This is a genomic window from Kitasatospora sp. NPDC059408, from assembly GCF_042751525.1.
Taxonomy (GTDB): Bacteria; Actinomycetota; Actinomycetes; order Streptomycetales; family Streptomycetaceae; genus Kitasatospora.
In genome coordinates, this window is the sequence record NZ_JBHYWI010000045.1 from 17,952 (window position 1) to 30,310 (window position 12,359).

The 12,359-nt window shown below is 74.6% G+C and carries 12 protein-coding genes; 8 read left to right on the forward strand and 4 right to left on the reverse strand.

Translation table 11 applies throughout. The features are described from left to right. Window positions 1-330: 330 nt before the first annotated feature. Entirely contained in the window at window positions 331-1,494 is a 1,164-nt protein-coding gene (locus tag ACFXDE_RS27010; protein ID WP_380438935.1) for an acyl-CoA dehydrogenase family protein, read from the forward strand. A 131-nt stretch (window positions 1,495-1,625) separates the two neighbouring features. On the opposite strand, the gene ACFXDE_RS27015 is transcribed toward ACFXDE_RS27010, so the two are convergent. Continuing rightward, window positions 1,626-2,081 carry a hypothetical protein gene (locus ACFXDE_RS27015; protein WP_380497291.1) on the reverse strand — a complete coding sequence of 152 codons (456 nt, stop codon included), beginning with the start codon at window positions 2,079-2,081 and terminating at the stop codon, window positions 1,626-1,628. A 229-nt stretch (window positions 2,082-2,310) separates the two neighbouring features. Between ACFXDE_RS27015 and ACFXDE_RS27020 the strand changes: the two genes are divergently transcribed. The 4 genes from ACFXDE_RS27020 to fxsA all read left to right on the forward strand — a co-directional run bounded on the left by ACFXDE_RS27020 (window position 2,311) and on the right by fxsA (window position 7,050). Further along, window positions 2,311-2,751, forward strand: coding sequence for an Lrp/AsnC family transcriptional regulator (locus ACFXDE_RS27020; RefSeq protein WP_380438939.1), 441 nt, complete (start codon window positions 2,311-2,313; stop codon window positions 2,749-2,751). Window positions 2,752-2,821: 70 nt separating this feature from the next. After that, a complete protein-coding gene (locus ACFXDE_RS27025) occupies window positions 2,822-4,435 on the forward strand; it encodes an amidohydrolase (protein ID WP_380497292.1) in 1,614 nt (537 codons plus the stop codon). Between the two features lie 351 nt (window positions 4,436-4,786). After that, window positions 4,787-6,427, forward strand: coding sequence for an apolipoprotein N-acyltransferase (gene lnt, locus ACFXDE_RS27030; protein ID WP_380497337.1), 1,641 nt, complete (start codon window positions 4,787-4,789; stop codon window positions 6,425-6,427). 56 nt (window positions 6,428-6,483) lie between these two features. Next, on the forward strand, window positions 6,484-7,050 hold the full coding sequence (gene fxsA / locus ACFXDE_RS27035; RefSeq protein ID WP_380497293.1) for an FxsA family membrane protein: 567 nt from the start codon (window positions 6,484-6,486) through the stop codon (window positions 7,048-7,050). Window positions 7,051-7,206: 156 nt separating this feature from the next. On the opposite strand, the gene ACFXDE_RS27040 is transcribed toward fxsA, so the two are convergent. The 3 genes from ACFXDE_RS27040 to ACFXDE_RS27050 form a co-directional block, all read right to left on the reverse strand. Continuing rightward, complete coding sequence (locus tag ACFXDE_RS27040; protein WP_329929550.1) at window positions 7,207-7,581, reverse strand: RNA polymerase-binding protein RbpA; 375 nt, start codon at window positions 7,579-7,581, stop codon at window positions 7,207-7,209. Between the two features lie 276 nt (window positions 7,582-7,857). Next, window positions 7,858-9,474, reverse strand: coding sequence for a hypothetical protein (locus tag ACFXDE_RS27045; RefSeq protein ID WP_380497295.1), 1,617 nt, complete (start codon window positions 9,472-9,474; stop codon window positions 7,858-7,860). Window positions 9,475-9,598: 124 nt separating this feature from the next. Then, on the reverse strand, window positions 9,599-9,793 hold the full coding sequence (locus ACFXDE_RS27050; protein WP_188305060.1) for a hypothetical protein: 195 nt from the start codon (window positions 9,791-9,793) through the stop codon (window positions 9,599-9,601). Between the two features lie 421 nt (window positions 9,794-10,214). Between ACFXDE_RS27050 and ACFXDE_RS27055 the strand changes: the two genes are divergently transcribed. Genes ACFXDE_RS27055 through ACFXDE_RS27065 form a run of 3 tightly spaced genes read left to right on the forward strand, consistent with a single transcriptional unit; the run spans window position 10,215 to window position 12,335 of the window. Continuing rightward, complete coding sequence (locus tag ACFXDE_RS27055) at window positions 10,215-10,631, forward strand: ankyrin repeat domain-containing protein (RefSeq protein WP_380443161.1); 417 nt, start codon at window positions 10,215-10,217, stop codon at window positions 10,629-10,631. Window positions 10,632-10,667: 36 nt separating this feature from the next. Further along, on the forward strand, window positions 10,668-11,201 hold the full coding sequence (locus ACFXDE_RS27060; RefSeq protein ID WP_380443163.1) for a GNAT family N-acetyltransferase: 534 nt from the start codon (window positions 10,668-10,670) through the stop codon (window positions 11,199-11,201). Window positions 11,202-11,261: 60 nt separating this feature from the next. Further along, window positions 11,262-12,335 carry a serine hydrolase domain-containing protein gene (locus ACFXDE_RS27065; RefSeq protein ID WP_380497297.1) on the forward strand — a complete coding sequence of 358 codons (1,074 nt, stop codon included), beginning with the start codon at window positions 11,262-11,264 and terminating at the stop codon, window positions 12,333-12,335. Window positions 12,336-12,359: the final 24 nt, after the last annotated feature.

Here is a 12,359-nt window from a genome sequence, read left to right on the forward strand (position 1 = left end):
CAGGACCGCCCGGAAAGCCCGGTACGCCGAGGGTGCCAGGACCGTCCGGACGGCCCGGTGCGCCGTGATCGGGCGGCGTGATCAGGCCGGCACGGGGGTTCGGGGAATCGGAAGCAGCCACATCGTCAACCCTACGGTGCCGTACCCGGCCACTCCGGACAGTTCATATGCGCAGGTCGTGACGTCGGCGCGGCTTTCGGGCATACTCACTTCGCCACGCCTGTGAACGGCCGTTCACCGCAACCCGGTGCCGGTCGGGCCGACCTGCCACACCCGCGCCGGACCTGCCGAACCAGGACCCGGCGCCCGATCGAGGAGGCGACCGCCGCCATGACCACCTCCCCTGCGAAGCCCGTGGACCGCCAGCTGCCCACCGAGGAGGCCCGTGAGCTGCTGAGCCTCACCCGGGAGCTGGTCCAGCGCGAGCTCAAGCCGCGCGCGGCGGAGGACGAGGCCGCCGACCGCTTCCCGCGCGACGTCTTCCGCACGCTCGGCGAGGCCGGCCTGCTGTCCCTGCCCTACGACGAGAAGTACGGCGGCGGTGAGCAGCCCTACGAGGTCTACCTCCAGGTCCTGGAGGAGCTGTCGGCCGGCTGGCTGGCCGTCGGCCTCGGCGTGAGCGTGCACACGCTCTCCTGCCACGCGCTCGCCACCTTCGGCACCGAGGAGCAGCGCGCCGCCTGGCTGCCCGGCATGCTCTCCGGCGAGCAGCTCGGCGCCTACTGCCTCTCCGAGCCGCAGTCCGGCTCGGACGCCGCCGCGCTGCGCACCCGCGCCGGGCTGGACGGCGACGAGTACGTCGTCAACGGCACCAAGGCGTGGATCACCCACGGCGGGCGGGCGGACTTCTACAGCGCCCTCGTGCGCACCGGCGTGGACGGCCCGAAGGGCATCAGCTGCCTGCTCGTCCCCGGCGACCAGCCCGGCCTGTCGTTCGCCGCGCCGGAGCACAAGATGGGCATGCGCTCCTCGCCGACGGCGCAGGTGCACTTCGACGGTGCCCGCGTCCCGCGCGAGCGGCTGGTCGGCGAGGAGGGGCAGGGCTTCCAGATCGCCCTCGCCGCCCTCGACTCCGGCCGCCTCGGCATCGCCGCGTGCGCGATCGGCGTCGCCCAGGCCGCGCTCGACCTCGCGGTCGAGTACGCCGGCACCCGCCGCCAGTTCGGCCGCCCGATCGCCGAGTTCCAGGGCCTGTCGTTCATGCTCGCCGACATGGCCACCCAGATCGAGGCCGGCCGGGCGCTGTACCTGTCCGCCGCGCGGCTGCGCGACGCGGGCCGTCCGTTCTCCAAGGAGGCGGCGATGGCCAAGCTGTTCTGCACCGACACCGTGATGCGGGTGACCACGGACGCCGTCCAGGTGCTCGGCGGCTACGGCTACACGCAGGACTTCCCGGCCGAGCGGTACATGCGCGAGGCGAAGGTGCTGCAGATCGTCGAGGGCACCAACCAGATCCAGCGGCTCGTGATCGGCCGCCACCTCACCCGGGGCTGACGGGCCCCTCACCCGCGGCCGGCACACGGCCCCCGACACGGCCTCCGGCCGTCGCTCCAGGGTGCGGAGCGGCGGCCGGAGGTTTCGCTTTCCCGTCGAATGCGGTTTGACGTCCCGTCAACTCGCCGGCGTCAGTGGCTGATCAGCCGACGCCGCTGCTCGGGGATGGTCGGCGTGACGGCGGCGACGCGCACCGGGCGGTGCGCCACGGCGTGCGAGAACGGCTGGGTGCGCCAGTCCAGGCCGCTCGGCAGCTTGAACAGCGCCTCGAAGCCGGCCGGGCCGTCGTCGTCCGAGGCCTCCGCCTCGGCGAGGTCGTCGGTCGGGGCGCCCGAGCCCGGGCAGATCGCGGGGGCGAAGGGGTTCCACGCGGTCGGCAGCAGGGCGTGCAGCGGCAGCCGCTCCTCGTCCGCGACGAGGGCGATCGGGCGCCGGCACTCGGGGCAGTGGACCCGGAAGATGTCCCAGGGCTCGCCGTCGCCCGGGTCGGCGCTCGGCGTGGGGAGGTGCCCGACCGCGATGTCGTCGCGGCCGGCCGTATCGTCGGTCTCGTCGGAGCCCAGGGCACGCTGGTCGGTAGCAGGCATGAGGATCCCCCTCGGATCGGGCCCGGCGTGGTCGCCCGGGGCCACAACCAGCACTTCCCTTCCGCGCGGATACATAATCCTGCGGTCCGGCGCACCATGATGCACCGGGTGTGTCCTTCGCCACATTCGCCCGGCATGTGCCCGCCTGACACCCCTGCCCGCCCCTGGTGACACCGTGTGCGCCCATCGGGGCGCCCCGCGCGCCCCCGAGCGGGTAGGTTTGCGCACTGTGGAGGATCTCGACCAACGCATCGTCCAGCTGCTCCTAGAGGACGGCCGGATGAGCTACACGGACCTGGGCAAGGCCACCGGCCTGTCCACCTCGGCGGTGCACCAGCGCGTGCGCCGCCTCGAACAGCGCGGGGTGATCCGCGGCTACACCGCGATCATCGACCCCGACGCCGTCGACCTGGCGCTGACCGCGTTCATCTCGGTCAAGCCCTTCGACCCCAGCGCGCCCGACGACACCCCCGACCGCCTGGCGGGCCTGCCCGAGATCGAGGCCTGCCACAGCGTCGCCGGCGACGAGAACTACATCCTCAAGGTCCGCGTCGGCGCGCCCGGCGACCTGGAGGACCTGCTCGCCCGCATCCGCAGCGCGGCCGGCGTCTCGACCCGCACGACGGTCGTGCTGTCCACCCCCTACGAGGCGCGACCCCCGAAGATCTGAGCACCGGTCGGTTGGCCCCTCACCCCCCAGCCCGGCGGCGGGCAAGGGGGGAGGGTGCAGACTTGGGCGCATGACCGAACGCACCAACCGGACCGTCCTGCTGCGCGGCGGCGCCGTCTACAGCCCCGCCGACCCCTTCGCCACCGCGATGCTCGTGGAGGGCGAACACGTCGCCTGGGTCGGCAGTGACGGCGCCGCCGAGGCGTACGAGGGGGTGGCCGACGAGATCGTCGAGCTCGACGGCGCCCTGGTCACCCCGGCGTTCGTCGACGCCCACGTGCACGCGACCTCCACCGGACTGGCGCTCACCGGCCTCGACCTCACCGGCAGTCCGTCCCTCGCCGCCGCCCTGGCGGCCCTCACCGCCTTCGTCGACGCCCAGGAGACGGCCGGCGGCGTGCTCATCGGCCACGGCTGGGACGAGACCGGCTGGCCCGAGGGCCGCCCGCCCACGCTCGCCGAACTCGACGCCGCCGCACGGGGTGCCGCCGTCTACCTGTCCCGCACGGACGTCCACTCCGCCCTCGCCAGCACCGCGCTGCGCACCCTCACCGAGGGCCTCGCCGACCGGCCCGGCCACTGCGCCGAGGGCCCCCTCACCAAGGACGCCCACCACGCCGTCCGGCAGACCGCGCTCGCCCGCCTGACCCCCGAGCAGCGCCGCCGCGCCCAGCGCGCGACCCTCGCCCGTGCCGCCGAACTGGGCATCGGCGCCCTGCACGAGTGCGCCGGCCCGGAGATCTCCTCCGAGGCGGACCTGGCCGCCCTGCTGGCCCTGGCCGCCGACGGCGAGGGCCCCGAAGTCTTCGGCTACTGGGGCGAGTTGGGCGGCGTCGAGACGGCCCGCCGGCTCGGCGCGGTCGGCGCCGGCGGAGACCTCTTCGTCGACGGCGCACTCGGCTCGCACACCGCCTGCCTGCACGCCGCCTACGCCGATGCCGACCACACCGGCACCGCCTACCTGACCGCCGACCAGGTCGCCGACCACGTCGCCGCGTGCACCGAGGCCGGGCTCCAGGCCGGCTTCCACGCCATCGGCGACGCCGCCGTCGGCGCGGTCGTCGACGGCGTCCGGGCGGCCGGCGAGCGGGTCGGCGCCGCGCGCGTCAAGGCCCTGCGCCACCGCGTCGAGCACGCCGAGGCGCTGGACGACGAGTCCGTCGCGGCCTTCGCCGAACTCGGCCTCACGGCCTCCGTCCAGCCCGCCTTCGACGCCGCGTGGGGCGGCCCGGAGGGCATGTACGTCCAGCGCCTCGGTGCCGGACGGGCCGCCGCGCTCAACCCGTTCGCCGCCCTGCTGCGCGCCGGCGTCCCGCTCGCGTTCGGCTCCGACGCCCCGGTGACCCCGCTCGACCCGTGGGGGACGGTCCGGGCCGCGGCCTTTCACCGGACGCTGGAGCACCGGATCTCCGTCCGCGCCGCGTTCACCGCCCACACCCGCGGCGGCTGGCGCGCGATCGGCCGCGACCAGGACGGCGTCCTCGTCCCGGGCGCCGTCGCCAGCTACGCGATCTGGGCCGCCGGCGACCTGGTCGTCCAGGCCCCCGACTCCCGCGTCGCCGGCTGGTCCACCGACCCGCGCTCCGGCACCCCCGGCCTGCCGGACCTCACCCCCGGCCACCCGCTGCCGACCTGCCTGCGCACCGTCGTGCGGGGCCGCACGGTCCACGCGGCCGCCGAGTAGACGGGCGGAGCCGCCGGGCCGCGCAGGTCGGCCGGACGACGATCAGCCCGGTGGTCCCCGTCGGCTCCACCGTCGCGCACGCTGCTCGCCCAGGACTTCCGCCCGGAGCCCTGGGCGAGCAGCACAACGCATCCGATCTCGCCGCCTGGTCGGGCAGCCCGCCTCCGCCGCGCGGTCTCCATCCGGCTCGCCGCCGACCGGCCGTTCGGCGAGATCCGCCACGCGCCCCGCTGACCAGGCCGCGGGCCCGTCCCCACCCGCCCCTCGCCTCCCGGTCACCGTCCGTTCCGGGGTACCTTCTTCGCACTGCGTCCGAACAACAAGCCACAGAGAGATGGTGCGCCGGTGACCATGTCCGTCACCCAGGAGCGGTCCGCTGCCGCACCCGAGCCGCCGGCCCCCGAAGCACGGCCCGGCCGGCTCGCCCGAGCCGTCGCCAAGGTCCGCGCCGGCCTGCCCCGGACCGGCCTCGCCGCCCTGGCCGGCCTGCTGCTGGCCCTCGCCTTCCCGCCGTACGACCTGTGGCCGCTGTCGCTGCTCGGCGTCGCGGCGCTCTCGCTGCTCACCCGGGGCCGCACGGTCCGCCAGGCGGCCTGGACCGGCTTCGCGTTCGGCTTCCCGTTCTTCCTGATGCTGCTCAGCTGGCTGCGCGTGGTCGGCTGGGACGCGACGGTCGGCCTGTCGGTCGTCGAGGCGCTGTTCATGCTGCTGCTCGGCGCCGGCCTCGCCCTCACCTCCCGCCTGCCCGCCTGGCCGCTGTGGGCCGCGTGCCTGTGGGTCACCCAGGAGTGGGCGCGCGACCGGCTGCCGCTCGGCGGCTTCCCCTGGGGCCGGCTGGCCTTCGCCAACACGGCGACCCCGTACACCCCGCTGGCCGCGATCGGCGGCGCCCCGCTGGTGACCTTCGCGGTCGCCCTCTCCGGCGCCCTGCTGGCCTGGGCCGCCCTGCGCCTGCGCGGCCCGCGCCGCGCCCCGCGCGCGGCCGCCCTGGCCGGACTCGGCGCCGTGGCGGCGCTGCTGGCCGGCTACCTCGTCCCGGTGCCGACCAAGGCCGACGACACCGTGAAGGTCGCGATCGTCCAGGGCAACGTGCCCAACCCCGGCATGGACTTCCTCGGGCGCCCGATGATGGTCCTCAACAACCACGCCTCGGCGACCGAGCGGCTGGCCGCCGACATCAAGGCCGGCAAGGTCGAGCGCCCCGACGTCGTGATCTGGCCGGAGAACTCCTCCGACCTCGACCCCTTCAGCGACCCGCTCGCCTACGAGCGCATCGACGGGGCCGTCAAGACCGTCGGCGTGCCCACCCTGGTCGGCACCCTGGTGGACGGCCCGGACGCCCAGCACGTCCAGAACGAGGGCATCGTCTGGGACCCGAAGACCGGCCCCGGCGCCTCCTACACCAAGCAGCACCCCGTCCCGTTCGGCGAGTACGTGCCGTTCCGCGCCCAGCTGATGAAGGTGATCACCCGCCTGCAGCGGGTCGCCCGCGACTTCTGGCCCGGCGACCACAACGGCGTCATGCAGCTGGGCCCGGCCCGGATCGGCGACGTGATCTGCTTCGAGGTCGCCTACGACGAGATCGTCCGCGACACCGTCGACAGCGGCGCCCGCGTCCTGGTCGTGCAGACCAACAACGCCACCTACGCCAAGACCGGCCAGCCCGAGCAGCAGCTCGCGATGTCCCGGCTGCGCGCGGTCGAGCACGGCCGGGCCGTACTGATCGCCGCCACCAGCGGCATCAGCGCGGTGATCGCCCCGGACGGCACGGTGGAGCAGCGCACCCGGGAGCTGACGCCGGCCGAGCTGTCCGCCACCGTCCCGCTGCGCGACGGCACCACGGTCGCCGACCGGATCGGCCCCGCTCCGGAGTGGGCGCTCGCCCTCGGCGGCCTGCTGGCCTGCGGCGCGGGCCTCCTGGTCTCGCTGCGCCGGCGACGGTCCGGCGGAACACCGGCCGCCGGGGAATCGTTGGACCAGGTGGTGCCGTAGCCGGCCCGGACCTCCCGTGCGGCGTGCAGAGCACCGCCTTGGAGTGGATCCGTACCGTGACCCAGCAAGCTACCCCCGCCCGTCCGGCCCCGCGCGGAAAGCTCCGCCGTGTGCTGCCGCTGCTGATCACCGCCTGGCTGGTGCTGGAGATCTGGCTGCTGGTCCAGGTGGGTTCGTGGCTGGGCGGCTTCACCGTCCTGCTGCTGCTCATCGCCGGCGCCGTGATCGGCGGCTCGCTCATCAAGCGGGCCGGGCTGAAGGCGCTGTCCGCGGCGATCGAGCAGAGCAAGGACCCGAAGTCGCAGCAGCCCCAGACCGGCACCAGCATGACGGTCCTGGCCGGTCTGCTGCTGATCGTCCCCGGCTTCCTGTCGGACCTCGTCGCGCTCACCCTGCTGTTCCCGCCGACGCGCGCGCTCTGGCGGGCGGCCGGCCGCCGGCTGGCGGACAAGGCGCTGCGCAGCACCTCCGTCGTGGGCGCGGACGCGATGCGGCTGCAGGAGCAGATGCGGATCCACCGCCCGGACGGCAAGGTCGTCCAGGGCGAGGTGGTGGATCCGGAGGCGGGCCCGCGCGGCCCGCAGGGCCCGGACACCACCTACCGCCCGCCGATCACCGGCTGACCCGCCCCAGAAGCCCCGGCCGGGCCCGTTCACGGGCCCGCCGGGGCTTCTGCCTGCCCGGACCGTCCGGACAGACCGGCCGGGTCCGGACACGCGAAAGGGACCCTGGATCCCAGGGTCCCTTTTCGCGTCCTCCCGCCGGGGCGGGAGAGAGGGTCAGGCGCTCTTGCGGGTGTCACGCGGGTGGACCGCGAGGTTCATCCCGCCGGAGCGGAGCACCGCCAGCCGCTCGGCCAGCACCTCCTCCAGCTCCTCGCGCGTACGGCGCTCCATCAGCATGTCCCAATGGGTGCGCGTCGGCTTGGTCTTCTTCTCCTCCGGCTCGTCGCCGTCGAGAAGTGTCGCCTCCTGGCCACAGAAGCGGCATTCCCAGGTCTGGGGGATCTCCGCCTCGACCGAGAAAGGAACCTCGAAACGGTGTCCGTTCTGACATGCGTACTCGACGGTCTGGCGGGGAGCCAGATCGATACCACGGTCGGTCTCGTAGCTAGTGGCCCCGAGTCGCGTGCCGCGGAGAGCTCGCTCGCTCATGAATCGTGCCTCCCGGGCTTATGGCCCACAGGACTAGTGGTCGCTGTTCTTCGTCGTTCGGTCAACGCTCGGCTTCCGACGAAGATTCCCGTCCCGGGACATGCGTCGTCTGTCGTGCCGCCCCTGTTTGTACCCACCGGCGCCCGATTTGTCACATCTGGCCGGTGATATCACCCCAGGTGTCACCTATTTCACATCTGGTGATCGTGCGGCCTTTCTGTCACGAGCGTACCGGGACGGGATTCGGAAGCCGTCGGCGCCCCCGGTTCCGTGCGGTCAGGAGATCGGACGGGAACGGATCATCGGCTCGCCCTTGCCGAGGTCCACGGGCCGGACGGCGGGCGCCGGCTCGGCGGGGCGGACCAGCGGCGGCTGCTCGGGGCGCGGCGGTGCGTCGGCCGCGGCCTCGGTGCGGGTGTCGCGGTGCGGCAGCAGGGCGATCACGGCGTCCCGCAGGGCGGCCGGGGCCTCGTCGTCCAGCGGGTCGACGGTGGCGGGCACCTGGAGCCGGACCGGGACGCCGTTGCCGATGCGGGCGTAGCCGCGGCCGATCGGGGCGTGCGCGGCGGGCACGATGTCGAGCGGGGCGCCGAGCGCGAGGTGGCCCTCCTCGGGGCCGGCCGGGCCGAGCAGCACGCGGGCCCTGGTGGTGGTCCGGACGGTGGGGGTGAGCCGGTCCCTGGCCTCGACGTCGTCGGCGATCACGACGGTGACGCGGGCGGCGCGGCCGTGCCGCAGCGGGAGCTCCAGCAGGTCCTGGGGGTCGGGGCGGCCCTCGGCGTGGGCGAGCTCGCTGAGCTCGGTCGGGTGGTCGAGCAGCAGCCACAGCGGCCGGGTGACGTCCTCCGGCGGGGCGCTGCCGGTGTGCCGGGCGGTGTTGAGCGCGGCGAGCCGCCGGTCGGTCTCCTGGGCGGCCCACTCCAGGGCGGCGAGCGCGCCGTGCAGGCTGGTCTCGACGGTGTGCACGCCGGGCCGGTTGACCAGGCACGCGTGCTCGCCGGTGCCGGCGCCGTCGATCACCACGAGGTCGGCGTACGGGAGGGCCTGGAGCGCGATCGAGCGGACCAGGCTGGAGGTGCCGTACCCGGCGACGCCGAGCGCGAGCAGGTGGGGTTCGCCCGAGCGCGGCCCGGTGCGCCAGATCACCGGCGGCTGCTGCGTCACGGCGCTGCCCTGGCCGACCGGGATGGTGCGGGCGGTGCCGTCCTCGTCGGTGAAGCCGAGCACGATCTCGCCGGGGGCGGCGACGAAGCGCTGGGCGACGATGTCGGTGGGCAGCGGGCTCATCGCGGAGATCCGCAGCTTGTTGGACTCCTCGTCCCAGTCGAAGCGGTACTCGCGGGCCCGCCCGGCCTTGCCCTGGACGACCTGCTCGATCCGGGCCCGGGCGGCCGGCTCGGTGTCGGTGAAGTACGCCGGATAGGTGAGCTCCAGGCGGGAGAGCCGGCCCTCGCCGTCGAACTCCCAGGAGCCGAAGGCGCTCCTGTAGCTCCCCTCGAAGTGGTACAGCGGGTTGGCGTCCTCGGGGCCGCAGAGGTAGGGCGTCAGCGCGGAGTAGAGCGCCGCGAGCTTGACGTCGGCGACGTCGGGCGCGGGCGGGGCGGGCGGCGCCTTGGGGGCCCGTCCGGCCCACGCGGCGCTGGCCATGAGCGCGATCAGGGCGAACAGCAGGCCGTGCGGCAGCAGGTAGATGCCGACGAGCATCGCGGCGGACAGGAACAGCGTCGGGCCGCGGCGCTCCTTGGGGGTGGCCTGCCAGCGGTCCTTGGCCCAGCCCGTGTGGTGGCGCAGGCCGCGGCCGATGACGGTGAGCGGGGCGAACATGTCGGAGGCGTGGTCCCCGGCGGTCCGGGCGATCTCACGGCCCTTGCCGAGGTGGCGGTGGAGCGACATTCCTTGACTCCCCGGGCGGTCGGGACGGGTGGGGGGTGAAGCGGATGGAGCTGGGACTGTCGTCGTACGACGGGGCCCGGGGCGGTGGGATCCGCGCCCGGGCCCGTGCGGGGGAGTGGCGGCGCTAGAACCTGAGGCCGCCGAGCAGGCTGGCGAGGCTCGCGCCGCCCGCGGTGATGCTCGGTGCGATCGAGGAGCCGGCGACGTAGAAGCCGAAGAGCGCGCAGACGATCGCGTGGGAGACCTTTAGTCCGTCCCGGCGGAAGAACAGAAAGGCGATGGTGCCGAACAGGACGATGCCGGAAATCGAGAGGATCACGTTCTGCTCCTCGGGGAGGGGGACAGGGACAGTGTCACTGAAAGTGCCCTAATCGTGACAAAAAGTAATAGATGATGGAACGGTGCAAATGGGTGGTTTCACCGTTCAATACCGCCGTGGGGCTCGGGCGGAGGTATGCGAACCGGCCCGGGTCGGGGCCGTGCGGCGCTCTGTTGCGGTGTGGCGAGGCATTCCCGCCGGGTGGGCGGGAAGTTTCCCGGGGGTCCCGGAAGTTCGCTCGAACGGCTGCGCAACCGATCCGTCGGCGTGTCGTTTCCGGTGGGGCCCGCATCCGCCATCCGGACGCGTGCTGGCCCGGGCGTCCGCCCGGCGGCTACGGTGCGGTACGCGCGGCCGGCACCGCCACCGAGCACGAACCGACCGCGAACCGACGCGAATCGACCACGAGAGGCCGCCCGCCATGACCGACGCCGCCAGCCCGCAGCCCGCCGACGCCCCCGACGCCGAGGTGATCGCGCTCGCCGGGAAGCTCTTCGACGCCGCCCGGGCCGGGGACACCGCCGCCCTGACCGCCGCCGTCGACGCGGGCGTCTCCGCGAACCTGACCAACGGCAGCGGCGACACGCTGCTCATGCTCGCCGCCTACCACGCCCACGCCGGTACGGTCGCCGCCCTGGTCGAGCGCGGCGCCGACCCGAACCGCGCCAACGACAAGGGCCAGACCCCGCTCGCGGGCGCCGTCTTCAAGGGTGCGGTGGACGTCGTCGACGCCCTGCTGGCCGCCGGCGCCGACCCGAAGGCCGGCTTCCCGTCCGCCGTCGACGCCGCCGCGATGTTCGGCAAGGCGGACCTCCTCGCCCGGTTCGAGGGCCGCTGAGTCCAGGCCGCGCCCCAGGTCGTAGGCTTTTCGACCATGGAGAGCAGCGCGACAGAGAGCACGTCGGCCGGGGCCGCCGGCACCGTCGAGTACCGCGTCACCGGCTACGGCCACCCCGACGCCCAGGCCCTGTCGGCCGAGGTGCAGCAGGAGTACGTCCGCCGCTACGGCGACCCGGACGAGACCGTGCTGCACCCCGACGACTTCGAGGCGCCGGCCGGACTGTTCCTGATCGCCTACCTGGACGGCCGGCCGGTCGCCTGCGGCGGGTGGCGGGCCAAGCAGGCCGGCCCGCACGGGCTGCGCGACGGTGACGCCGAGCTGAAGCGGATGTTCGTCGTCCCGGGCGCCCGCGGGCGCGGCCTCGCCAGGGGCGTGCTGCGCCGGCTGGAGCAGACCGCCGCCGAGGCCGGCCGCACGCGCTTCGTCCTGGAGACCGGCACCGAGCAGCCCGAGGCCGTCGCGCTGTACCACTCCGAGGGGTACGAGGCGATACGGAAGTTCGGGATCTACCGTGAGCACCCGCAGAGCATCTGCCTCGGCAAGGAGTTCACCTCCGCGTCCGACTGACGGACCGTCCGCCGGGTAGGCTCCGGGCGAGACCGGTCCGGGGCACGTTCAGGGGGACGGATGAGTCACCAACCGCCGGCGCCCGACCGGCTCCCCGTGCTGGCCGCGCCCGGCGGCGCGCTGGACCGGCTGGTCCGCGCCGGCTCGCGAGGAGTCGGGGCGGGGGCGGTCTGGGCCGTCGGCGACGCCGGCGGGACGGTCGGACGGGGCGCCCACGGGCCGCTCGGGCAGGGCCCGTACGCGCGGCTCTCGCCCGGACCGGACACCCGGTACGACCTCGCGAGCCTCACCAAGATCGTCGCGCTCTGGCCGTGCGCCGGGGCGCTGTGGCAGGCCGGCCGCCTCCCGCTCGACGAACCCCTCGGGCACTACTGGCCGGACGCCGCGGGGCAGCCGGCCGGCGAGGTGACGGCTCGTCAACTGCTCGCCCACACCGCCGGATTGCTGCCACGGACGAACTTCGAGCGGCTCTACGGGCGCGACCTCGCGGCGATCCGCTCCGGCGTCATCGCCGCCCCGCTGCACCGCGCGCCCGGCACCGCCGTCGAGTACACCGACCGCGCCGCCGTGCTCCTCGGCCACCTCGTCGAACACCTCGGCGGCGCCCCGCTCGACGAGCTCGCCGCCCGCCGGGCCTGGCGGCCGCTGGGCATGTCCGACACCCGCTACGGGCCGCTCGGCCCCGGCGACACCGCCCACGCCGCGCCCACCGAGTACGACGAGACCCTCGGCGCCCACCTGCGCGGCGTCGTCCACGACCCGTCCGCCCGCCTCCTCGGCGGCGTCTCCGGCAACGCGGGCGCCTTCTCGACCGCCCGCGACCTCGGCCGCTTCCTCACCGCCCTGCTCGACCCGCCGCCCGGACTCTCCTGGGGCGAGCCGTGGATCGCCGAGTCCCTGCGCGAACAGACCGGCGGGCTCACCCCCGCCCGCGGCCTCTCCTGGCTCGTCGCCCCCGGCACCGACCCGGCCCACGGCACCTTCGTCCACTACGGGTTCACCGGCACCGGCATCTGGATCTCCCGCCGGCTCGGCCGCTGGGCGCTGCTGCTCACCAACAAGGTCCACTACGACCGCGGGGTCCAGCCGCTCACCGACCTGCGCAACGCCTTCCGGCGGGCCGTCTTCGGCTAGCGCCGTGCTGTCGGGCCCCCGCGC